21 protein-coding genes are annotated in these 22,695 nt (G+C 63.5%); 3 read left to right on the top strand and 18 right to left on the bottom strand.

What is annotated here, in order from left to right:
* Positions 1–5 precede the first annotated feature (5 nt).
* The 10 genes from LQ249_RS20550 to LQ249_RS20505 all read right to left on the bottom strand — a co-directional run bounded on the left by LQ249_RS20550 (position 6) and on the right by LQ249_RS20505 (position 12,021).
* On the bottom strand, positions 6–701 hold the full coding sequence (locus LQ249_RS20550) for an ABC transporter ATP-binding protein (protein ID WP_017847519.1): 696 nt from the start codon (positions 699–701) through the stop codon (positions 6–8).
* Entirely contained in the window at positions 701–1,450 is a 750-nt protein-coding gene (locus LQ249_RS20545) for an ABC transporter ATP-binding protein (RefSeq protein ID WP_017847518.1), read from the bottom strand. Before LQ249_RS20545 ends, LQ249_RS20550 begins: the two co-directional genes overlap by 1 nt.
* Complete coding sequence (locus tag LQ249_RS20540; RefSeq protein ID WP_046382792.1) at positions 1,447–2,457, bottom strand: branched-chain amino acid ABC transporter permease; 1,011 nt, start codon at positions 2,455–2,457, stop codon at positions 1,447–1,449. Before LQ249_RS20540 ends, LQ249_RS20545 begins: the two co-directional genes overlap by 4 nt.
* Position 2,458: 1 nt before the next feature.
* Positions 2,459–3,319, bottom strand: a complete 861-nt coding sequence (locus LQ249_RS20535) for a branched-chain amino acid ABC transporter permease (protein WP_232565854.1) — start codon at positions 3,317–3,319, stop codon at positions 2,459–2,461.
* A 58-nt stretch (positions 3,320–3,377) separates the two neighbouring features.
* Positions 3,378–4,580: an ABC transporter substrate-binding protein gene (locus tag LQ249_RS20530; protein WP_046382794.1), complete on the bottom strand. Its 1,203-nt coding sequence runs from the start codon at positions 4,578–4,580 to the stop codon at positions 3,378–3,380.
* Positions 4,581–4,821: 241 nt separating this feature from the next.
* Entirely contained in the window at positions 4,822–5,589 is a 768-nt protein-coding gene (locus LQ249_RS20525) for a FadR/GntR family transcriptional regulator (protein ID WP_046382795.1), read from the bottom strand.
* A 107-nt stretch (positions 5,590–5,696) separates the two neighbouring features.
* Positions 5,697–7,316 (bottom strand): alpha/beta fold hydrolase, encoded by a 1,620-nt coding sequence (locus LQ249_RS20520; RefSeq protein WP_082643891.1) that lies wholly within the window; start codon positions 7,314–7,316, stop codon positions 5,697–5,699.
* Between the two features lie 136 nt (positions 7,317–7,452).
* Positions 7,453–8,868, bottom strand: a complete 1,416-nt coding sequence (locus LQ249_RS20515) for an efflux transporter outer membrane subunit (RefSeq protein WP_108525017.1) — start codon at positions 8,866–8,868, stop codon at positions 7,453–7,455.
* The gene (locus LQ249_RS20510; protein ID WP_232565853.1) at positions 8,861–10,849 is read right to left on the bottom strand and encodes a MacB family efflux pump subunit; all 1,989 of its coding nucleotides are present in this window, start codon (positions 10,847–10,849) and stop codon (positions 8,861–8,863) included. The genes LQ249_RS20515 and LQ249_RS20510 overlap by 8 nt, the downstream gene beginning before the upstream one ends.
* Positions 10,846–12,021 (bottom strand): efflux RND transporter periplasmic adaptor subunit, encoded by a 1,176-nt coding sequence (locus tag LQ249_RS20505; protein ID WP_017847510.1) that lies wholly within the window; start codon positions 12,019–12,021, stop codon positions 10,846–10,848. Before LQ249_RS20505 ends, LQ249_RS20510 begins: the two co-directional genes overlap by 4 nt.
* A 255-nt stretch (positions 12,022–12,276) precedes the next feature.
* On the opposite strand from LQ249_RS20505, the gene LQ249_RS20500 reads away from it, so the two are divergent.
* The gene (locus tag LQ249_RS20500) at positions 12,277–12,759 is read left to right on the top strand and encodes a sigma-70 family RNA polymerase sigma factor (RefSeq protein ID WP_017847509.1); all 483 of its coding nucleotides are present in this window, start codon (positions 12,277–12,279) and stop codon (positions 12,757–12,759) included.
* A gap of 119 nt (positions 12,760–12,878) precedes the next feature.
* Positions 12,879–14,216: a lysine N(6)-hydroxylase/L-ornithine N(5)-oxygenase family protein gene (locus tag LQ249_RS20495; RefSeq protein WP_108525021.1), complete on the top strand. Its 1,338-nt coding sequence runs from the start codon at positions 12,879–12,881 to the stop codon at positions 14,214–14,216.
* Between the two features lie 281 nt (positions 14,217–14,497).
* Here the strand turns inward: LQ249_RS20495 and LQ249_RS20490 are convergent, their stop codons facing one another.
* The 7 genes from LQ249_RS20490 to ctlX all read right to left on the bottom strand — a co-directional run bounded on the left by LQ249_RS20490 (position 14,498) and on the right by ctlX (position 20,385).
* Positions 14,498–14,995, bottom strand: a complete 498-nt coding sequence (locus LQ249_RS20490) for an Lrp/AsnC family transcriptional regulator (protein ID WP_029296543.1) — start codon at positions 14,993–14,995, stop codon at positions 14,498–14,500.
* A gap of 5 nt (positions 14,996–15,000) precedes the next feature.
* Positions 15,001–15,840, bottom strand: a complete 840-nt coding sequence (locus LQ249_RS20485) for an ABC transporter ATP-binding protein (RefSeq protein WP_057005602.1) — start codon at positions 15,838–15,840, stop codon at positions 15,001–15,003.
* A gap of 3 nt (positions 15,841–15,843) precedes the next feature.
* Positions 15,844–16,557: an ABC transporter permease gene (locus tag LQ249_RS20480; RefSeq protein ID WP_046382798.1), complete on the bottom strand. Its 714-nt coding sequence runs from the start codon at positions 16,555–16,557 to the stop codon at positions 15,844–15,846.
* Positions 16,554–17,255, bottom strand: a complete 702-nt coding sequence (locus LQ249_RS20475) for an ABC transporter permease (RefSeq protein WP_057005601.1) — start codon at positions 17,253–17,255, stop codon at positions 16,554–16,556. Before LQ249_RS20475 ends, LQ249_RS20480 begins: the two co-directional genes overlap by 4 nt.
* Positions 17,256–17,361: 106 nt before the next feature.
* Positions 17,362–18,141 carry an ABC transporter substrate-binding protein gene (locus tag LQ249_RS20470; RefSeq protein ID WP_046382800.1) on the bottom strand — a complete coding sequence of 260 codons (780 nt, stop codon included), beginning with the start codon at positions 18,139–18,141 and terminating at the stop codon, positions 17,362–17,364.
* Between the two features lie 254 nt (positions 18,142–18,395).
* Entirely contained in the window at positions 18,396–19,442 is a 1,047-nt protein-coding gene (locus LQ249_RS20465; protein ID WP_232565852.1) for an ornithine cyclodeaminase, read from the bottom strand.
* A 16-nt stretch (positions 19,443–19,458) separates the two neighbouring features.
* Entirely contained in the window at positions 19,459–20,385 is a 927-nt protein-coding gene (gene ctlX, locus LQ249_RS20460; protein ID WP_057005600.1) for a citrulline utilization hydrolase CtlX, read from the bottom strand.
* A 250-nt stretch (positions 20,386–20,635) separates the two neighbouring features.
* Here ctlX and LQ249_RS20455 point away from each other — a divergent pair, with 250 nt between their 5' ends.
* Positions 20,636–21,529 carry a GNAT family acetyltransferase gene (locus LQ249_RS20455; RefSeq protein ID WP_017847504.1) on the top strand — a complete coding sequence of 298 codons (894 nt, stop codon included), beginning with the start codon at positions 20,636–20,638 and terminating at the stop codon, positions 21,527–21,529.
* A 129-nt stretch (positions 21,530–21,658) separates the two neighbouring features.
* Here LQ249_RS20455 and LQ249_RS20450 read toward each other — a convergent pair whose 3' ends face one another.
* Positions 21,659–22,678 carry a branched-chain amino acid aminotransferase gene (locus tag LQ249_RS20450; RefSeq protein ID WP_017847503.1) on the bottom strand — a complete coding sequence of 340 codons (1,020 nt, stop codon included), beginning with the start codon at positions 22,676–22,678 and terminating at the stop codon, positions 21,659–21,661.
* Positions 22,679–22,695 lie beyond the last annotated feature (17 nt).

Here is a 22,695-nt window from a genome sequence, read left to right as displayed (position 1 = left end):
TCCGGTCAGGCACTCAGGGCCAGGTAGCGGTTCTTGATCGTCGGGTCGGCGCGGAAGGCTTGCGCGCTGCCCTCGTACACCACGCGGCCCTGTTCGAGCACGTAATGGCGGTCGGCGAGCTTGTCGCAGACCATCAGGTTCTGTTCCACCAGCAGCACCGGCAGGCCGTCGTCCTTGACCTTGCGCAGGATCTTCACCAACTCGTCGACGATCACCGGGGCCAGGCCTTCGGTGGGTTCGTCGAGGATCAGCAGCTTGGGATCGTTGAGCAGGGCGCGGGCGATGGCGAGCATCTGTTGCTCGCCGCCGGAGAGCGCGTGGCCGGCGTTTTTGCGTCGCTCCTTGAGGCGCGGGAACATGCCGTAGACGTCTTCGAGTTGCCAGCGGCTGCTCTTGCGCGCGGCGATGCGCAGGTTTTCCTCGACGGTGAGCAGGCGGAAGATCCCGCGGTTCTCCGGCACCAACGCCAACCCCTGGCGTGCGATTTCAAAGATCTTCTGGCCCACCAGCGCCTGGCCGTTGAAGTGGATCTGGCCCTGGCGCGGGCAGATGATGCCGAGGATGCTGCGCAGCGTGGTGGTCTTGCCGGCGCCGTTGCGGCCGAGCAGGGTCACCAGTTCGCCGGGGTTGACGGTCAGCGACACGCCTTCGAGCACGTGGCTCTTGTCGTAGTAGGAATGGATATTCTCGACGATCAGCATCAGGCAGCCTCCCCAAGATAAGCCGTTCGCACACGTTCATCGGCGCGCACGAACTCCGGCGTGCCTTCCACCAGGATCTGGCCGTGGCTCATCACCGTGATGCGCTGGCTGATGGACATGACGATGCTCATGTTGTGTTCGATCAGCAGCACCGTGTGGTCGCGGCCCAGGTCGCTGATCAGTTGAGTCATGATCGGGATGTCATCGATGCCCATGCCCGAGGTGGGCTCGTCGAGCATCAACAGTTTCGGCTTGGAACAGATCGACATGCCCACCTCCAGCACCCGTTGCTGGCCATGGGACAACTCGCCGGCCAGGGTCGCGGCGCGGGCCGTGAGTTGCAGGCGTTCGAGCACCTGGTCGGCCATCTCCAGGTGTTCGCGCTTGCTCTCGACCCGACGCCAGAAATTCAAGGCGCGCGCACCGTCGCGACCTTGGGCGGCCAGGCGCAGGTTTTCGCGCACGCTGAGGTTCTGGAACAGGCTGGTGAGCTGGAACGAACGCGCCATACCGAGGCCGACGCGGGCGTGGGCCGGTTTGCGCATCAGTGGCTGGCCGTCGAAATGGATCGCCCCGGCGGTGGCCTGGCGTTCGCCGGTCAGGCAGTGGAACAGGCTGGTCTTGCCCGCGCCGTTGGGGCCGATGATGGTGTGGATGGTGCCGGCCGCGACCTTCAGGTTGACGCCGTTGACCGCATGGAACGCGCCATAGGCCAGCTCCAGGTTCTTGGTTTCCAACAGGATGCTCATAGCCCTTGCTCCTTGGCGACGACGACGGCCTTGCGGCGGCCGCGCACTTTCTCGAACAGCGACGCCAGGCCGCCCCACAAACCACCGCGCATGAAGATCACCACCAGGATCAGGATCACCCCCAGCAGCATCAGCCAGCGCGGCCACAGGTCGGAGAGGAAATCCCCCAGCAGCACGATGGAACCGGCGCCCAGCAACGAACCGAACAGCGAGCCGGTGCCGCCGACGATGGTCATGATCAGGATGTTCTCGGACATCGCCAGGTCGATATTCGACAGCGGCACAAAGTGCAGCAACATGGCGTACAGCGCCCCGGCAATCCCGGTGACCGCGCCGGACAGCACGAACACCAGGATCTTGAAGTGGCGCGTGTCATAGCCGATGGCCGAGGCACGGGTTTCGTTTTCGCGGATCGCCATCAGCGTGCTGCCGAATGGCGAGGCGATGACGCGGCGTGCGCCGATAAAGATCAGCAGGAACAGCACCGCGACAAAACCGTAGAACGCGCGGGCGTCGGCCAACGACAGCAACACGCTGTCGCCGATGCGGATCTCCGGGCGCGGCACGCTGAGCAGGCCGTTGTCGCCGCCGGTCCAGTCGCTCAGGGTGTAGGCGACGAAATACGCCATCTGGCTGAACGCGAGCGTCAGCATGACGAAGTAGATGCCGGTGCGGCGGATCGCCAGGGCACCCACCAGCAGCGCCAGAAAGCCGCCGGCCACGGCAGCGCCGAGCAGCGCGCTGAACAGACCCAGTTGCAGGTGAATCATCAGCAGCGCCGCGCAGTACGCACCGGCCCCAAAGAAGATGCCTTGGCCGAACGACAACAGCCCGGTGTAGCCGAGCAACAGGTTGCAGGCCAGGGCGGCCATGGCAAAGATCAGAATCTCGCTGGCCAGGGTCGCCGAGGGCAGGACCAGCGGCAGGCCGATCAGCACTGCCAGCACCCACAGCAACATCGCTTTGGATTGGGTCTTGGCGAACGGCAGGGGATTTTTCTCGCTCATGTCAGGCTCTCCCGAACAGGCCGTAGGGGCGGACCAGAATCACCACGGCCATCGCGCCGTAGATCATCAGGCTCGCACCCTGGGGCCAGAGTGTGGTCATCAGGCTTTGCACCACGCCCACCAGCAAACCGCCGACCAGCGCGCCGCTGAACGAGCCCATGCCGCCGATGACGACAACCACAAAGGCGATCCCGAGAATTTCCGGTCCGACAAAGGGCTGGGCACCGCGCAACGGCGCGAACAGTACGCCGGCCATGCCGGCCAGGCCGACGCCGAGGGCAAAGGTCATGGAGAACAGGCGGAAGATATTCGTGCCCAGCAGCGACACGGTTTCGGTGCTCTCGCTGCCGGCGCGCACCAGTGCGCCGAAGCGCGTGCGTTCCAGCAGCAGCCACAGGCCCAGGCCCACCAGCCCGGAAAATACGATGAGGAACAGGCGGTAATAGGGATAGACGAAATCGCCCAGCACCAGCACCCCGCGCAGCAGTTCCGGCACGGCGATGCTTTTGCCCACCGGGCCCCAGATCATCACGCTGGCTTCCTGGATGATCAGCGCGATCCCCAGCGTCACCAGGATCTGGAACATGTGCGGCAAGTGATAAATCCGCTGGATCAGCAAGCGCTCGATCACCCACGCCAGCGCGGCCACCACCAGCGGTGCCAGCAGCAGCGCCAGCCAGAAGCTGCCGGTGAGGCTCACGGCGGTGTAGCAGATGTAGGCGCCCAGCAGGAAGAACGCACCGTGGGCGAAGTTGACGAAGTTGAGCAGGCCGAAAATGATCGTCAGCCCGACCGCGATCAGGAAGTAGATCATCCCCAGGCCAAGGCCATTGAGTATCTGGAACAGGTAAAGATTGAGCATGCAGGAACCCTCGGCAGGAAGCCGCTCGCGCGGCCCTGCGGTGCAAATAGTCAGGGGGTCAGCCGAGCGTGCAGCCCGTGGCCTCGACCGGCGGGAATGACTGGCCGGCGCTGAGCACTTTGGCCAGGTCGTCCTTGTCGGCCATGTCGGCGGCGGCCTTGCCGATCAGCAGGTAGTAATCCTTGATCACCTGGTGGTCGCCGGCACGGATCGACTCCTTGCCGGTGGGGCCCTCGAAACTCAGGCCCTGCATGGCCTTGGCCACGGTCGGCCCGTCGAAGCTGCCGGTGGCGATGATGGTGTCCAGCATGACCTTGGTGCTGATGTAGTCGGCGGCCAGCGGGTAAGTGGGGTTGATGCCGTACTTGGCCTGGGTCAGCTTGACCAGTTCGCGGTTGAGCGGGCTGTCGACCTGGTGCCAGTACTGCGCGCCGAGGTACACGCCTTCGAGCACATCGCTGCCCAGTTCCTGGAACTGGTCGAGGCCGGCAGACCACACCAGCAGCACTTTCATGCGCTCCTTGATGCCGAAGTTGACCGCCTGGCGCAGGGTGTTGGACGACTGGCTGCCGAAGTTGAGCAGCACCAGTACGTCGGGCTTGGTGGCGATGGCGTTGGTCAGGTAGCCGGAGAATTCCTGCTCCTGCAGCGAGTGGTAGCTGTTGCCGACGTGTTCCAGGCCATGTTCCTTGAGCACGTTTTTGGCGCCTTCGAGCAAGGCTTCGCCGAACACGTATTGCGGGGTGATGGTGTACCAGCGCTTGGCGTCCGGCAGCAGCTTGATCAGCGGCACCAGGGTTTCGCGGATCGCGCCGTAGGTCGGCACCGACCAGCGGAAGGTCGCGTGGTTGCAGTCTTTGCCGGTGACCTCATCGGCACCCACCGGGGTCATGAACACGCCGCCGGCCTTGTCGACTTCCTTGGCCACCGCCAGCGCCGACGACGACAGGGTGCAGCCCTGGAAGAACCGCGCGCCGTCCTGCGCAATCGCTTCCTGTACCTTGCGCACCGCCTTGCCCGCGTTGCCTTCGGTGTCGATGACCTTGTAGTTCAGCGGGCGCCCAAGAATCTCGGGGTGCTGCGCCACCGCCAGGCGCGAACCCATGTCGGCGAACTTGCCATAACTGGCAAAGGCGCCAGACATGGACTTGAGGCCGTAAAAGGTAAAAGGCTCGGCGGCGAATGCCGAGCGCACGCTCAGCGGCAGGCTCAGGGCGGAAGCGAGGGTGAGGCTGGCTTTCAATAACGTACGACGCTGCATGGGGTGACTCCCTGGTTTAGTTATTGGCAGGAGCGGCAAGGGCGATACGGTGGAGCAGGGCCTGTGGGCAGGCATTTTTTTATTGGGGTAACGCAGTGTGCGGGTTGGAATGCAGTCAACTGTGGGAGGGGCGGTGCGACGATTTGACTTGCTCCCGATAGCGGTGTGTCAGTCGATATAACGGTGACTGTGCCGGCCTCATCGGGAGCAAGCTCCCTCCCACATTGGATCTGGGGTGTTCTTAAGAGTGATCGAACTCCAGTAGAAAATGCGGGCTGACCTGGCCTTCGAGCGCGGTCATATGGTGTTCGGCGTCGCACATGTGTTCATGCATCAGGCTGCGCACCGCGCTTTCATCGCCGGCGCGAAAGGCGCTCAACAGTTGCTTGTGATAGTCGAGGTTGGCCGCGTCGAACTGCTTGCGCTTGGGCTTGTAGGCTTTTTTCAGCACCACCAGGTCGCGCAGCAGGTCGTTGAGAAATTGCGCCGTAAAGCTCAGCAGCGGGTTGGGGCAGGCCTTGGCGAGCAGGTTGTGGAACTCCAGTTCCGCCAGACGTTGTTCGCGCTGACCGGCCTCGCTGTCTTCCGGCGCGCTGCAAAAATCCACGTTGGCCTGCAGCGCCTGGTAGTCGTCTTCGCTCAGGCGCCCGAGCACCGACACCGCCAGTTCCACTTCGATGACCTTGCGCAACTGGTACACCTGCTCGCCATCCAGGTGCTGGAAGTGCAGGTAGTTGCGCAGTGCGCGGCTGGCCGGTTCGGTGCCGGCCTGGTTCAGGTAGGCTCCGCCACTCGGGCCGGTGCGCGTGCTGACCAGGCCTTCGACTTCCAGGGCCTTGAGCGCTTCGCGGGCCGAGCCCTTGGAGCACTGGAAGCTTTCCATCAGCTCGCGCTCGGTGGGCAGGCGGTCGCCGGGCTTCAAGGCGTCGGTGACGATGGAGCGCTTGACCGACTCGACAATCACGTCGGACAGCTTCTGGCGTTTGCGTCGTAGCGGGCGAGTGAGCATGGGGTCTATTTATCGTATTAATGCGGATAAATAGTACTTAATAACGATTGGGCCGTAGCGTCAACGCAGGGTGTCGTTTCTGGTGTGGAAAGGTCGCAAACGGAGACTCATTGCACAGTGGCATCCGTACACACCGTCGAGCGCGGCGGTTTGTTCCCATGCATCAGATAATCGCCCACCCACTGGTTCACACAGGCACTCACGCCGCTGAACGAAACCCCGTGGGCATAGGCGTTCTTCAGTTGTACGCGGCTCGCCGGGAAGGTGCGCTCGAAGGCCCAGGCGGCGCCGGTGGACGGGGTTTGGTCGTCGAATTCGGCCTGGACCATCAGCAGACTGTCGAGCCGGGCGAGTTCCTTGTACGGCAAGCCCCGGCTGTGTTGTTGCGGCCAGGTGGTGCATTGACGCGCCTCGAGGGCGCTGCCGGCGACCGGGTACTTGGCGAGTGATTCGGTTTCTTTCTGCTGCCAGAGGTCTTCGTTGGAGTAGGTCGAGTCATTGCACAGGATCGCGGTTTTGACCGAGTCGGCGGCCGACATGCGCAACGGCCCGGGCTTGGGCACGTTGGCCTGCAAGGGTTCGCGCACGCGTTGCAGCAGCAGGCTGAACATCGACTTGGCGCGCTCTTCGATCACCGGGTCGGGGCTGAAGCGGTGTGCGCGGGCACGCGTTTCCAGCGCCAGGTCGTCGCCGTCGGGAGTGTCCCGCAGCCAGCGACTGAGCACGTGGGCGCCCATCAGGCCGGCGGGGTCGCTGTAGAAACGGTTGCTGGAACGCAGCGCGGTACGCACGCTGGGCAGCAGTTCCATGAACACACGGCGCACGGCGGCCGGCGTGTCGCCCAGCTGATACACCCCAGGGTCGAGGGCGGCGGCCTGGGCCACGAAACGCTCGAAAATCTTCTCCTTTTCGCTGGCGACGATCACGCTGGCGTGCTCGAACGTTGAGGTCCAGTTGATGTTCGAGTCGAGCACCATGCGCCCCACGTTCGCCGGAAACAGGCCGCCGTACCAGGCGCCGAGCCAGGTGCCGTAGGCGTTGCCCAGGTAGTTGAACTGCAACTCGCCCAATTGCTTGCGCACAAATTCCAGGTCGCGGGCGGTTTGCTCGGTGGTGATGTAAGGCGTCAGCGGGTGGCTGGCGCAGGCTTGGGCGATCAACCGCGCATTCTGGCGCGCGGCGGCTAGGTTGGCCGCGCTGCGGTCTTCGCTGACGTCCGCTTGCGGCACGATCCGCGCGTCGGAGCGGCATTCCAGGCGTGAGCCCGGCAGCCGGCCCAGGCCCCGCGGGGTGACTTCGATTACATCATAGGTATCGGCCAATTGGCGGTAAGTGTCGCCCCAGTCGGGTTGTCGGGCGTAGTGCTTCCAGACGGTGGCCAGGTGTACGGCGAAGGCGCCGCCGGCGTCGAGCCCGGGGCCACCCGGGTTGGCGAATATCGCGCCTTGGCGTGACAGCGGCAGTTTGGCGCCGACGCGGGTGATGTCGAAGCTAATGCGACCACGCTCTGGCGCCCCATGGTCCAGGGGTGCGGTGACGATGCCGCATTGGGTGCGTTCGATGACTTCCGGGTCCAGGCGTTCGAGCGCCGGCTGCGGGCAGTCCAGGAACCATTCGATGCCGAACGGCGAGCGCGGCGTTTCAGCGTAAGCGCCGGTGGGCGCCAGGGCTGCGACCAGCACCAGGCAACGGTAGGTGATTGCGCGTGCAGCTGGAAGGGGTTTCATCAGCGATCCTGGCCTGTCGTGTGAGAAAAAGAAGCCACTGTTGTGGCTGCTCATTCGGGACGACTTTTTTACCAAGGACCGTGGGGGGAAAAATGTAGGAGGACAAAACGGCGAGTGTACGAAATGCGACTTTCGTTTATCGGATGTCGGATTCCCAGCCGCCGCCCAAAGCTTTGTACAAGGCGATACTGGCTTGCAGGCGCGACAAGCGCAGTTGCACATTCAGGTCCTGGGCCGTGTACAGGGTGCGCTGGCTGTCCAGCACGCTCAGCCAGTCTTCGGCGCCCGCCTGGTAGCGGCTTTCGGCGATGCGCAAGGCGTTCTGCGCCGCCTGCAGCTCTTGCGTTTGCCATTGGCGCTGCTGGTCCAGGCGTGTGATGTTGCTGAGGGCTTTTTCCACATCGGCGAAACCGTTGATGATCGCCCCGCGATAGGTCTGCAGCAGCTCGTCCTGGCGCGCGCGGGCCTTGTCCCGTTCGGCGGTTAAACGGCCGTTGTTGAAGATCGGTGCGACCAGGCCGCCCGTCAGCGTGTAATACGGGCTGCGCAGGATCTCCACGGCTTTGCCGGCGTCGGAGCCGAAGGTCGCGCCGAGCGTCACCGCAGGCAGCATGGCCGCGCGGGCGACGCGAACATCCGCTTGCGCCGCCGCCAGTTCGGCCTCGGCCTTGGCCAGGTCGGGGCGCCGGCTCAGCAGTTGGCTGGGCACGCCCGGGCCGATGCGCGGCCAGGTGAGGGCCTGGAAGGGCTCGGTGCCCAGGTCCAACGCCTGGACCGGCTGGCCGAGGAGGGCGGCGAGGGTGATCCGCGACTCTTGCGCCAGTTGTTGAATCAGCGGCAATTGCCGTTGCTGGCTGGCGACCAGGCTTTGCTGCTGGGCCAGTTCCAGGGCCGTGGCGGAACCGGCGTCGTAGCGGGTCTGCACCAATTCCAGCACGTTGCGTGCATTCGCCAGGTTCAACTCGGCGATCTGCTCGCGCTGGCGTGCGGCGAGGGTTTGCGCGTAGCGGTCGGCGACGTTGCTGAGCAGGGTCAGTTCCACGGTAGCCTGGTCCGACGCGCTGGCCCGCAGGCTATGCAGGGCGCTGTCTCGCGCGGCAGCGCGGCCGCCCCAGAAATCCACTTCATAACTGGCGCTGAGGTTGGCGCCGAAGCTGTTGACCGTGTCATTGCTTTGCGTCGCGTCCAGGTCCGGCCCGCCCTGGCCGCGCAGTAACTTCTGATGGCTGGTGGACAGGTTGAACTTCACTTCCGGCAACAGCGGTGCGCCGGCGATCACTGCCGTGGCTTGGGCCTGGCGCACCCGTGCGACGGCGGCCGCCACGTCAAAACTGTCACGGCGCGCCTGTTCGATCAGGCGGTTCAGTTGCGGGCTGCCGAATTGCGTCCACCAGCGCTGGTTGTTGAGTTGGGCGGCGTCACGCTCGGCGTACTGCCAGGCGGTCGGTGCTGCCACGCCGCTGTCGACGGCGGGCAGGCTGGCGGCGCAGGCATTGAGCAGCAGGCACAGGCCGAGTACGCACACGGGGGGGGCGGGAGATCGTTTATTCACTGGTCAACGCCTTAACCGGATCGAGCCGGGCAGCTTTACGGGCCGGCATAAAGCCGAATACGACGCCAGTGACCAGTGCGCAGCCAAACGCGCCGAGCACCGCCACCAGGGAAAACTGCACCGCGACCTTGGCCAGCATCAGCACGCCGCCGACCAGCAGCGCCAGGCCGATACCGCACAGGCCGCCAACCACCGAGAGCATCAGCGCCTCGGTCAGGAACTGGCGCAGGATGTCGCGCTGGCGCGCGCCGGTGGCCATGCGGATACCGATTTCGCGGGTGCGTTCGCGCACGGTCATCAACATGATGTTCATCACCCCGATGCCGCCCACCAGCAGCGAAATCGCGGCGATCGAACCGAGCATCAGCGACAGCGTGTTTTGCGTGTGCGCCTCGGCCTGGATCATTGCCGCGTTGTTGGTCAGTTGGTAGTCACGCTTGCCGTTATGCAGGCGCAGCATCAGTTGGTCGATGGCTTGTTCGGCTTCCCGTACCTTGCGCGCATCGGCGGCGGCAATCACCACGTATTCGGGGTTGTACGTGCCGAACAGGCGCACGCTGGCGGCGGAGTAGGGAATGGCCACGCGGTCGTCGCTGTCTTTATTGCCGGAGCTGGAGCCCTTTTCCGCGAGCACGCCGATCACCTGGAAAGGCACGTTTTCGATGAGGATGTATTGGCCGATCGGGCTGACCTGCTTGAACAGTTTCTCGCGGATGCGGTGGCCGATCACCGCGACCGTGGCACCGGCGCGCTCGTCGGCTTCGGTGAAGTAACTGCCCTCGACCACCGGCCAGTTGAAGATCTGCGGAAAGTTGACGTCGTTGCCGCCCACATAGGCCAGGTAATCCAGGTTGCCGTAGCGGATGCCGGCGTCGCTGCCGTTGACCGGCATGATCCGCTTGATCTGCGGCAGCGTCGCCAATGCCGCGACATCGTTGAGGGTCACGATGCCCAGCGGCGTGCGCGGGTTGGGCGAGGAGCCACTGAGGTAGAGGATGTTGGAGCCGAATGCGCCCATCTGTGCCATGACCTGGCGCTTGCTGCCTTCGCCCACCGCCAGCATCACCACCACCGAGGCCACGCCGATGATGATCCCGAGCAGGGTCAGGGCGGTGCGGAAGCGGTTGATCCACATCACGCGCCAGGCGGCCTGCACGGCGTCGAGCAGTTCGGCCTTCCACGCGCCGTTGTGCTCGGCGCCTTCGGCCAGGCGCTGGCGCAGGTCGACGGCTTGCAGCGCCGCGCTGTCGGCGCTGTCGGCGCTGTCGGCGCTGGCCGGGCGGTGGCGGGTGCTGTCGGCCGAGTCGCTGATGATCAGGCCGTCGCGAATTTCGATGATGCGGTTGGCCCGCGCCGCCACGTCGCGGTCGTGGGTGATCAGGATCACCACGTGGCCCTGGCTGGCCAGTTCGTCGAGCAGGCGCATTACCTCGGCGCCGCTGTGGCTGTCGAGGGCGCCGGTGGGCTCGTCGGCGAGGATGATATGCCCCCCGTTCATCAGCGCGCGGGCGATGGAGACCCGTTGCTGCTGGCCGCCGGACAGTTGATGCGGACGGTTGCCGGTGCGGTCGGCCAGGCCCAGGCGCGTGAGCAGGGCCCTGGCGCGGGCGTGGCGTTCGGCGGCGCTGATGCCGGCGTAGATCGCCGGCATTTCGACGTTTTCCTGGGCCGACGCCGACGGGATCAAGTGGTAGCCCTGGAACACAAAGCCGAAGGCTTCGCGGCGCAGCCAAGCCAGTGCGTCGCTGTCCAGGTGCGCGACGTTTTCGCCGGCGAACAGGTAGTCGCCGGCGGTGGGGCGGTCGAGGCAGCCGAGGATGTTCATCAGTGTGGATTTGCCGGAACCCGAGGCGCCGACGATGGCGACGAATTCCCCGGCATGGATCGACAGGTCGACGCCGCGCAATACGTCGACCTGCGGGCTGTCGCCGCCGCCGTAGGATTTGCGGATGTGCTTGAGTTCGATCAGGGGCGTGCTCAATTCAACCCCCCGCTGCCGTCGCCCGGCCCGATCAGCAGGTGATCGCCTTCGCTGAGGCCTTCCAACACTTCGACGCGCAGGCGGTCGCTGATGCCCAGACGCACGACGCGCTCTTCGATGCGGCCGTTTTCCGCGACCACGCGGGCGGTCTGCCGGTCGGCGCTGGTGCTGTCTTGCAGGGCGGCGACCGGCGCGGTGAGCGCATCCTTGACCTGGCCGGCGACGAAAAACACTTGGGTGGTCATTTCGGCCATCAAGGCGTTGTCGCTGTTGTCCACGTCCAGCAGCACGGTGTACAGCACCACGCGGCCGCTGCCGCTCTTGTTCGAACTGCTGGGGCTGCCGCTGCCCTGGGTTTCGTTCAGCGGCTTGGGCGGGATCGGCAGGATCTGCCGCACGCTGCTGGTCCAGCGGCGGTTGCCGCCGCTGAGGGTGGTGAAATAGGCGGTCATACCGGGTTTGACGTGGCCGATATCGGCTTCCGAGACCTCGGCCCACACGGTCATCGGTGACAACTTGGCGATGCGCAGGATCAGCGGCGTTTGCTGCTGGGCATTGAGGGTCTGGCCGACCCGTGCGTCCACCGCCACCACGGTGCCGGTCATCGGCGCATAGATGCGCGTATAGCCCAATTCCGCCTCGTCCCTGCGCAGGCTGGCCTGGGCCTGGAGAATCTGCGCCTGGAACATGTCGACCCGCGCCTGGGTGGCGCTCAGTTCGGACTTGGCGGTTTGCACGTCCTCTTCGCGGGTCGCGTTGCCGGCGGCCAGGCGCTGCTGGCGCTGGTACTTCTGGCGCGCCAGTGCGTGCTGGGCTTTCTGCTCCTGCAATTGGGCCTTGAGGTTTTCGATGGCGTAGCGGCTGGCGTCGAGCTTGGCTTTTTGCGTCGAGGGGTCGATCTCTACCAGCAACTGGCCTTCCTGCACTTGATCGCCGGCTTCGACATGGATCTTGCGGATCTGCCCGGACGCCTGGGCGCCCACATCCACATAGCGTCGCGGTTGCAGAGTGCCCAGGGCGGTGACGCTGTTTTCAATGTTGCCGCGGGTCACGGTAACGGTGGCCAGGCTGTCGCGCCCCGGCGGCTGCAATTGCCAGGCGGCGATGCCGATAACAGGGATCAGGCACGCCACAACCAGCAGGGCGTGTCGGGCAGGTCGAGGGCGTTTCATGGGTTGGTTCCAGCCAGGAAAGTTCGGACCGCAGTTGCGGGGGGCTGACAGTTAAACGAGAGCATGGCCCGAAGATTTAGGCTGTTTCACAAGTAGTTACAGTGCTGGCGAGTAAAAAAATTGCCCGCTGAAGCAAGTCTTCTTTAAAAGTAGATGAGAATTACTATAAATTGCACTTACCCAAACTGCCATCACTCATGGGCTGTCTTTTTAAGCATTCAAGGACCTAATACCGCCGTCAGGTGGTCGGGAGTCATGTTGGAAAACTACTATCGCGAGCTGGTGTGTTTCCTCAACGCCAAGCTGGGCAACCGCCAGGTGGCCGAAGATGTGGTGCATGACGCTTATGTGCGGGTGCTGGAACGCGCCAGTGACACCCCCATCGACCAGCCCCGCGCCTTTTTGTACCGTACCGCGCTGAACCTGGTGATCGACGGCCATCGACGCAACGCCTTGCGTCAGGTCGAGCCGTTGGAGGTGCTGGACGCCGAAGAGCGCTTCGCCAACGCTTCGCCCCACGCCACCCACGATCACACTCAGCGCCTGCAGATGCTCGAACGCGCCTTGGCCGAGTTGCCGGCGGTCTGCCGCGACAGCTTCCTGCTGCGCAAGCTCGACGGCCTGTCCCACGCGCAGATTGCCGAGCGCCTGGGGATTTCCCGCAGCCTGGTGGAAAAACACATTGTCAATGCGATGAAGCACTGCCGGGTGCGGATGCGCGAGTGGGACGCACCCTGAGCGTCAAGTGGTTAAATTTTAATTCATTGTCCTCGTTTCCTATCAACACATGACCTGTTGTGCAGGTCGTGAAGGTATTTCCGCCCCACCGCCAAGGGGCTTATCCAGAGGACACTGGAATGACACAGGCAATTGCTTCGCCCGCGGTTCACGACTTGATCGGTATCGGTTTCGGCCCTTCGAACCTGGCGCTGGCCATCGCCCTGCAGGAGCGCGAAAAGACCCAGGGCAAACTGGACGTGCTGTTTCTCGACAAGCAGGCCGACTACCGTTGGCACGGCAATACCCTGGTGACCCAGAGCGAACTGCAGATTTCGTTCCTCAAGGACTTGGTGACCCTGCGCAACCCCACCAGCCCATATTCCTTCGTCAACTACCTGAAAGCCCACAACCGTCTGGTCGATTTCATCAACCTTGGCACATTCTATCCGTGCCGCATGGAGTTCAACGACTACCTGCGCTGGGTCGCCGGGCAGTTCCAGGCCCAGAGCCGCTACGGCGAGGAAGTGCTGGCCATCGAACCGATCCTGCATCAGCAGCAGGTTGAAGCACTGCGCGTGATTTCCCGCGATGCGTTGGGTGAACAGCATGTCCGCACCACCCGTTCGGTGGTGGTCAGCGCCGGCGGCACGCCGCGCGTGCCCGACGTGTTCAAGGCGTTCAGGGATGACCCCCGCGTGTTCCACCATTCCCAGTATCTGGCGCGCATGGCCCAGCAACCTTGCGTGCAGGGCAAGGCGATGCGTATCGCGGTGATCGGCGGCGGCCAGAGCGCGGCCGAAGCGTTCATCGATTTGAACGACGGCTTCCCGGCGGTACAAGTCGATATGATCCTCCGCGGCTCGGCGCTGAAACCGGCGGATGACAGCCCGTTCGTCAACGAAGTGTTTTCGCCGGCCTTTACCGACCTGGTGTTCCAGCAGGTCGGCGCCGAGCGTGAGCGGCTGATCGCCGAGTACCAGAACACCAACTATTCGGTGGTTGACCTGGAGTTGATCGAGCGCATCTATGGCATCTTCTATCGCCAGAAAGTCTCCGGCACCGCGCGCCAGGCCTTCCGCACCATGACCGTGGTCGAGAACGTCAGCGCCGGCCCGTTGGGCATCGAGTTGACCCTGCGCAATAACGCCAACGGCGAAACCAGCGTCAGCCATTACGACGCGGTGATCCTGGCCACCGGCTACGAGCGCCAGATGCACCGCGAGTTGCTGGCGCCGCTGCAGGCCTATATGAGCGATTTCGAAGTCAGCCGTGATTACCGCATCGTGACGGATGAGCGGTGCAAGGCCGGCATCTACATCCAGGGTTTCAGCCAGGCCAGCCATGGGTTGAGCGATACCTTGCTGTCGGTGCTGCCGATCCGGGCGGATGAGATTGCCGCATCGTTGTACGCGCATGATCGCCACCGTGGGCAGGGGCGTTCGGTGCAGGATTTGCTGCTTGCTACGGCGAGCTGATGAACGCTTGTAGCGACTTTTGGAGGCATCTGCCGTACCGGGGTAGAAAATGTGGGAGGGTGCTTGCCCCCTCCCACACTCTTGACCGCATTCGGCTTCCAGGATGTGGTCGGCTAATAAGGCCGCGGCCAAGAGCAGAATGAGCCCTATCTGATCCACGGAGATCCAGATGTGGGAGGGGGCTTGCCCCCGATGGCGGTGTATCAGTCAACTAATTTGTAGCTGACAAATTGCAATCGGGTGCAAGCCCCCTCCCACATTTGATCTTCGGTGTCTGGGGATCAGGCCAGTTCGGTGGCGGTGTTTTTGACTACCGCGAGTTCGGGGTGGGCCACCAATTTGTCGATGTGCAACTCATCGTTGTTCAACCAGGTCTCCGTCAGCACTCGGTAATGTTCCATATCCCGGCAACGCATGCGCAGGCTGTAGTCGAACGGCCCGCTGATCAACTGGCATTCGAACACCTGCGGGCAGGCTTTGACGCAGGCTTCGAAGGCCTTTTGCGCCGAGCGCCCGCTCTGGTTGGACAAGGCCACCAGCACCAGCAGCGACAGCCCCGGTGAGACCATCTGCACGTCGATGATCGCCCCGTACCCGCGGATCACCCCGCGCCGTTCGAGCTTGCGCACCCGTTCCAGGCACGGCCTGGGGGTCAGATGCACCAGCGACGAGAGCTTCTCGTAGGTGATACGCCCCTGATGCCGCAGCACGTCGATGATCGCCTCATCGATGCGATCCAGCGCAGGGGAGGAATGGGGTCCGTTGGCCTTGGTATCCATGGGTTTCACTTCAAGCGGTTGGAAAGAAATTGCTGCAAGCGTTCGCTGTTGGGATGGTCGAGAATTTCGGCACCGCCTTGTTCTTCGACGCGGCCCTGGTGCAAAAACAGCACTTGGCTGGACACCTGGCGGGCAAAGCCCATTTCGTGGGTGACCATCAACATGGTACGACCTTCCTCAGCCAACGTCTGTATGACTTTGAGGACTTCTCCTACAAGCTCAGGGTCCAAGGCGGAGGTCGGTTCGTCGAACAGAATGATTTCCGGTTCCATCGCCAAGGCGCGGGCGATGGCGACGCGCTGCTGCTGGCCGCCGGACAGAAACGCCGGGTATTGATCCGCCACCCGGCCCGGCAAGCCGACCTTGTCCAGGTACAGCCGCGCACGTCGTTCCGCCTCGGCCGCACTCACGCCCAACACCCGACGCGGGGCCATGGTGATGTTTTCCAGTACGGTCATGTGGCTCCACAGGTTGAAATGCTGGAACACCATGGCCAGGCGTGTGCGCAGGTTCTGCAGTTGCGCCTGGTGCGGTGCGCGGGTGCCGGCGCGGCCCTGGCGCATTTCGATGCTGATGCCGTCCAGGGTGATGACCCCGGCGTCCGGCTGTTCGAGAAAGTTGATGCAGCGCAGCATCGTGCTTTTGCCCGAGCCGCTGGCGCCGATCAGGCTGATCACATCGCCGTTGCGTGCGTTGAGGGAAACGCCCTTGAGCACTTCATGTTCGCCGTAGCGTTTGTGGATGCCTTCGACTTGCAGTTTGACCGCCGCCGTCGCCGCCTTGGCGATAGGGGCTGCGGGTGTCTCGACGGGATAAGTGGCCAGGGCCTGCGCGGACTGATTCATGGGTTAGCCTCGGGTAGGAACAAGAAAACGCATCCAGCGACGTTCGGCCAGTCGAAACAGGCCCACCAGTGCAAAGGACAGCAGCATGTAGAGCAGCGCGGCGATACCAAAGGCCTGGAACGTCAGGAACGTCTCGGCATTCGCATCGCGGGCCACCTTGAGGATGTCGGCGACGGTGGCGGTAAACGCCAGCGACGTGGCGTGCAGCATCAGGATCATTTCATTGCTGTAGGCCGGCAACGCACGGCGCAGCGCGGCGGGCACCACCACAAACAGGTTCAGTCGCCAGCCGTGCAGGCCATAGGCGCGTGCCGCTTCGATTTCGCCATGGGGAATGTTGCGGATCGCCCCGGCGAAGATTTCCACAGTGTAGGCACAGGTGTTGAGGACGAACGCCAGCAGCGTGCAGTTCAACGCGTTGCGGAAGAACTGGTTGAGCAGGGCGTTGTCCTGCACCACCTCCAGGCTGTACAGCCCGGTGTAGCAAATCAACAGTTGGATATACAGCGGCGTGCCGCGAAACAGGTAGGTGTACACCTCCACCGGCCAGCGCAGCCAGGCGTGTTCCGAGACGCGGGCGATCGCCAGGGGGATCGACAGGAAAAACCCGAACAGCACCGAGATGATGAACAACCACAGGGTCATCGCCACCCCGGACACACCCGCGCCGTCGCTGTACAGGTAGGCCAGGCCGTATTGCTGGAACAGTTCGATCATCGCGCCATCCCCTTGATGCCGAGGTTGTAGCGCCGTTCGAGGCGCTTGAAGATGCGGTTGGAGAGGGTGGTGATCACCAGGTACACCAGGCCCGCGAGGATCAGGAAGTACAGCGGCTCGTTGGTGGTCTTGCCGGCGTTCTGTGCGGCTTTGACCAGGTCGGACAGGCCGATGATCGACACCAGCGCCGTGGACTTGAGCAGCACCAGCCAGTTATTGCCCAGCCCCGGCAGGGCGAAGCGCATCAACTGCGGGAACAGCACCAGGCGAAAGCGCTGCCAGCGGCTCAGGCCATAGGCGGTCGCGGCTTCCAGTTGACCGGCCGGCACGCTGAGGATCGCGCCGCGAAAGTTTTCGGTGAAATAGGCGCCGTAGATAAACCCCAGGGTGACCACCCCGGCGGTAAACGGGTCGATTTCAAAGTAGTTCCAGCCGAAGGCTTCGGTCAGGTCGTTCAGCCACAGTTGCAGGCTGTAGAAAATCAGCAGGATCAGCACCAGGTCCGGCACGCTGCGAATCAGCGTGGTGTAGAGCGTGGCCGGCACCCGCAGCAGTTTGACGCTGGAGAGTTTGGCGCCAGCGGCGATCAGGCCCAGGCCAAGGCTCAGGGCCAGTGCGAGGAACGCCAGCTTGACCGTCATCCAGGCGCCCTGGGCGAGCATCGGGCCGTAGCCCTGCAGGTTGAGGAATTCGTTCATGGGGAGATCTCTAAAGGGCGCAGACAGACCCCTGGGGGAGCGGGCTTTTGGGGGAGGGGGATTGCCCCCTCCCACACAAGTCTTCTCTCACAGGGGCGGTGTTGGCTTACTCGTTGTAGATGTCTTGATCGCCGAAGTATTTCTTCTGGATCTGGGCGTAGGTGCCATCGGCCTGGACGGCGGCGATGCCCTTGTTGATCAGCGCGCGCAGTTCCTGGTCGTTCTTGCGCAGGCCCATGGCGATGTCCAGGGGCAGCGTCGGGTCCTTGAAGGCCGGGCCGGTCTTGAAGTCGGCGCCTTCGGGCTTGGACAGGAAGTTGAGCTGGGCTTCGAGTTTGTCGGTCAGGGTGGCGTCGAGGCGGCCGTTTTGCAGGTCGGCGTAGTTCTGGTCCTGGGACTGGTACGCCTTGATCTGGGCGCCGAGCTTGGCCAGGTGCGCGCGGGCGTAGGCTTCCTGCAACGAGCCCTGCAGCACGCCGACTTGTTTACCCTTGAGGGATTCCGGCGTGTCGCCGAAGTCGGCGTTCTTGCGGGTGATCACCGAGGTGGGGCTGAGGAACAGGCGGTCGGTGAAGTCGATCTGTTTTTCCCGCGCCGGGGTCACGGCCATGGAGGACATGATCGCGTCGAACTTGCGCGCGCGCAGGGCGGGGATCATGCCGTCGAATTCGTTATGCACCCAGGTGCATTTGACTTCGAGCTTGGCGCAGATCGCGTTGCCCAGCTCGATATCGAAGCCTTGCAGGCTGCCATCGGCGGCGACGGACTCGAAGGGTGGGTATTCGGGGAATACGCCGAAGCGGATTTCTTTCCAGTCTTGGGCGTGGGCGGCGCTGGCGCACAGCGGCAATAGCAACGCAGCGAACAATGAGCGGAGTGGCGTCATGTGGAGTCCCTATATTTTGTAATTGATGTCAGGGCAGTCAAAGGAGCAGCGCGCATTCATTTGCTGACTCTTCGGTCGCGCTCAGAATGCTTCAAGGTGGTGCGTTTTTTGTGTCGTTTACCCCGTGCTCAAAGCGCGAATTGCGCTGTTAAAACAGGCAATGCAGCGGAATCGGCTGCGGCACCCGCTGAATCGGCTTTTGATCGTCGCGGTTCTGGCCTGCCCTCGGCGCAAAGCGGCAGGCCAGAGCGGTTTCAGGCGCGCTTTTTGTGCTGTACGCGCGGAGGTTGGGCCAGGCGTGCGAACAGGTCTTTCGGGTCGGCCAGGTCGGGCACCAGTTCCAGTTCGCTGCCGACGTCCAGCGCCTTGGCCACGTCCAGCACGTAGCGCAGCGCCGAATAGTCTTCGATGGCAAAACCCACCGAATCGAACAGGGTGACCTGGCGCGCATTCTCGCGGCCGGGCGCCTGGCCGTTGATCACTTGCCACAGTTCGGTGACCGGCGAATCGGCCGGCATGTGCTGGATTTCACCTTCGATGCGGCTCTGCGGTTCGTATTCGACGATCACCCGCGCACGCTCGACGATGCGTCGGTCGAGTTCGGTCTTGCCCGGGCAATCGCCGCCCACGGCGTTGAGGTGCATGCCGGGTTCGATCATCTCGTCGGTGAGGATGGTCGCGTAGGCCTTGTCGGCGGTGACGGTGGTGACGATGTCCGCGCCTTTCACCGCTTCGGCCACGCTGGCGGCCAGGATCACCTTGATTGCCGGGAACGCCTTGAGGTTGGCCGCCAGCTTGGCGGTGGCCCTGGCGTCGATGTCGAACAGGCGGATTTCATTGATGCCCAGCAGGGTGTGGAAGGCCAGGGCCTGGAATTCGCTTTGCGAACCGTTGCCGATCAGCGCCATGCTGCGGCTGTTGTCCCGGGCCAGGTAGCGTGCGACCAGGGCCGAGGTGGCGGCGGTGCGAATCGCGGTGGTCAGGGTCATTTCCGCCAGCAGCAGCGGCCGGCCGGTGTCCACGTCACCCAAGGCGCCGAAGGCCATCACGGTGAGCATGCCGGCCTGGGTGTTTTTCGGGTGGCCGTTGACGTATTTGAAGGCATACAGCGACGCGTCGGACACCGGCATCAGTTCGATCACGCCCTCCGGCGAGTGGTTGGCCAGGCGCGCACATTTCTCGAAGTCCTGCCAGCGCAGGTAGTCGGCGCGGATGTACTCGGCCATCTCGGTGATGCAGGTTTGCAGGCCTTTTTGCGAGACCAGGTAGCTGAGGTCGTTGACGTCGATATAGCGGGTCATGGAGTGGCTCCTGTAGTTATTGGAAGGTGGCGCGGGCGGGCAGATGCACCTCCGCGAGCATGCAGCGGGCACTGCCGCCGCCGATGCGTTCGATGTTGTCGATGTTCACCACCACCGGCCGCGTGTGGCGTTCCACATGCCGGCGCTGCGCGGGTTGCAGGGCGTTCCAGGCGCTGGCGGACATCACCAGCAGCGGCTGGCCGTCGCGGTCGTGGACTTCGAGCATGTTGCCGGCGAAGGCTTCCAACTGGTCGAAATCGAGGGCGAGGATGTCCTTGCCGGTGTCGCGCAGGGAATGCTCCAGGGCCTGGCGCTCTTCGGCGTCCGGCAGGGCTTGCAGGCACACCACCGAGAGGTTGCGGCCGACGCTCATCATCACGTTGCTGTGGTAGATCGGCGCGTGGTGGCGGTCGACGGCGTGGAACACGCAGAGCTGGTAGTCGAGGCGTTCGGCGAACTGGCGCAGGGCGTCGTGGTGGGTGCGCCCGGAGTGGCAGGCGTAGCTGATCCGGTGCTGGCGGTCGAGCACCATGCTGCCGGTGCCTTCGAGGAAGATGTTCTGTTGTTCGAGATGGCTGAGGTCAATCGTGTCCTTGATTGCAAAACGCTGTTCGAGGACGTGCAGCACGCCCTTGTTGCGCTCCAATCGGCGGTTCTGGCCTTCCATCGGGTAGAGCACCAGGCTGCCGTCGGCGTGGCTGCTCCACCAGTTGTTGGGGAAGATCGAGTCGGGGGTGTGCGGTGCCGGGGTGTCCTGCACGACCAGGACTTCGACGCCATGCCGGCGCAGGGTGTCGACATAGCCGTCGAACTCTTCCAGCGCTTTGTGCTGTGCGTCGAGCGGGTCGAGGGGCTGGCGTTGGAAACGGTTGTTGATCGCGGTGTCCGGGTTGAAGGCAAAGCGCGCCGGGCGAATCATCAAGACGGTGTTGGTGGTTTGCATGGGGGCACGAATCCATGGGTTGAGCAGTGGAGCTATTTTGTGCGGGCTGACGGAGGAATCCCGGCTGAAACCGAGGCGGCGCTCAGCCGGGAAAGCTGAAAAGTGGGGTGTGGCAGCCGAATCGGCTGTGCGGGCTGGAATGCGATCAAGCGGTGGCGGATAGGTTGGCTGACGGAGCGCTATCGCAGGCAAGCCAGCTCCCACATTAGTATGGAGGTGGTTGTGGTATCCGAGTCAGGAAGGAGAGTGCATGTCTATCGCCGTTCGTATTGCCCAGGCCGCCGATGCAGATGGGATCAGCCGGGTCATCCTCGCCGCCTTGCACAGCAGCAATGCGCGTGACTATCCGGCGGATGTGATCGCCCGGGTGGCGGGCAACTTCACACCCGATGCGGTGCTCGAACTGCTCCGGCGTCGGTCGGTGCTGGTGGCGGTTCAGGACGAAGTGATCGTCGCCACCGCTTCCCTTGACGGTAATGTGGTGCGCTCGGTGTTCGTCAACCCGGCGCTGCAAGGGCAGGGCATCGGTCGGCTGCTGATGATCGAAATCGAATTGCGCGCCCGTGAGGCCGGGGTGACGGTGTTGAACGTGCCGTCTTCGCTGAGCGCCGAGTCGTTCTATACCAAACTGGGCTTTCACACCGTGCGCGACGTCTACCATGGCAACGAGCGCACGTTGGTGATGGAGAAAGCGCTGTCGTCGCGTCACCCTATCGGCGTCTACCGCGACCGTCTGCACCGGGCGCAGGTGGTTACGTTGTGGCAGGACGCTTTTGGTTATGACACCGCGCACAACCTGCCGACCCTGGCGATCGATAAGAAGCTGGCGGTCAATGACGGGCTGTTCTTTGTGGCGACGGATAAGAACGTCGTGATCGGTACTGTTCTGGCGGGGTACGACGGGCATCGTGGTTGGTTGTATTCGGTGGCGGTGCGCGCCGACTATCGCCGGCAAGGGCTGGGTGCGTCGCTGGTGCGGCATGCGGAGCAGGCCTTGAGCGCCTTGGGGTGTATGAAGATCAACCTGCAGATCACCGGCGGCAATGACACGGTGGTGGGGTTCTACGAGGCGTTGGGGTACGGGGTGGAGCCGAGGATCAGCATGGGCAAGAAGATGGTGGAAAATATTCCGACTCAATCCTGAGAATGATCGCAGATCAAATGTGGGAGGGGGCTTGCCCCCGATGACGGTGGGTCAGTCGATACCTCCAGTGACTGACACTCCGCTATCGGGGGCAAGCCCCCTCCTACAGGGTTTTGCGGTGTGGCGGGGTTAGACCTTGACGATCCAGCCTTCTGGCGCTTCGACGTCGCCGGATTGCACGCCGGTCAGCTCTTTATAGAGCTTCTGGGTGATCGGGCCGACTTCGGTCTCGCTGTAGAACACGTGCAGTTTGCCCTGGTACTCGATGCCGCCGATCGGCGAGATCACGGCAGCCGTCCCGCAGGCACCGGCTTCCTGGAAGATATCCAGTTGGTCGATGAACACTTCGCCTTCGACCACTTCCAGGCCCAGGCGGGTCTTGGCCAGTTCGATCAGCGACATGCGGGTGATGCCTGGCAGTACCGAAGGCGACTTCGGCGTGATGAACTTGTTGTCTCGGGTGATCCCAAAGAAGTTGGCCGAACCGACTTCCTCGATCTTCGAGTGCGTGGCTGGGTCCAGGTAGATGCTGTCGGCGAAGCCGGCTTTTTTCGCTTCGGAACCTGGCAGCAGGCTGGCGGCGTAGTTGCCACCGACCTTGGCGGCGCCGGTACCGTGTGGCGCGGCGCGGTCGTAGCCGGAGATCTGGAAGTTGTGCGGCACCAGGCCGCCCTTGAAGTAGGCGCCGACCGGGATCGCGAACACCGAGAAGATGAACTCCGGCGCGGTACGCACGCCGATGTTGTCACCGGTGCCGATCACGAACGGGCGCAGGTACAGCGCGCCGCCGCTGCCATACGGCGGGATGAACCGCTCGTTGGCACGAACCACTTGCTTGCAGGCGTCGATGAAGGCTTCGGTCGGCACTTGCGGCATCAACAGGCGACCGCAACTGCGCTGCATGCGCGCGGCGTTCTGGTCCGGGCGGAACAGGTTGATCGAGCCGTCCTTGCAGCGATAGGCCTTGAGGCCTTCAAAGCACTGTTGGCCGTAGTGCAGGGCGGTGGAGCCCTCGCTGATGTGCAGCACGTTGTCTTCGGTCAGGGTGCCCGCTTGCCACTCGCCGTTTTTCCAGGTCTGGATAAACCGCTTGTCGGTCTTGATGTAGTCAAAACCCAGCTTGTCCCAATTGATGCTTTCGTTACCCATGACACCCTCTATCTCTG

It is taken from the genome of Pseudomonas sp. 7-41, assembly GCF_021233075.1.
GTDB lineage: Bacteria > Pseudomonadota > Gammaproteobacteria > Pseudomonadales > Pseudomonadaceae > Aquipseudomonas > Aquipseudomonas veronii.
This window is presented reverse-complemented; position numbering and strand designations above follow the sequence as displayed.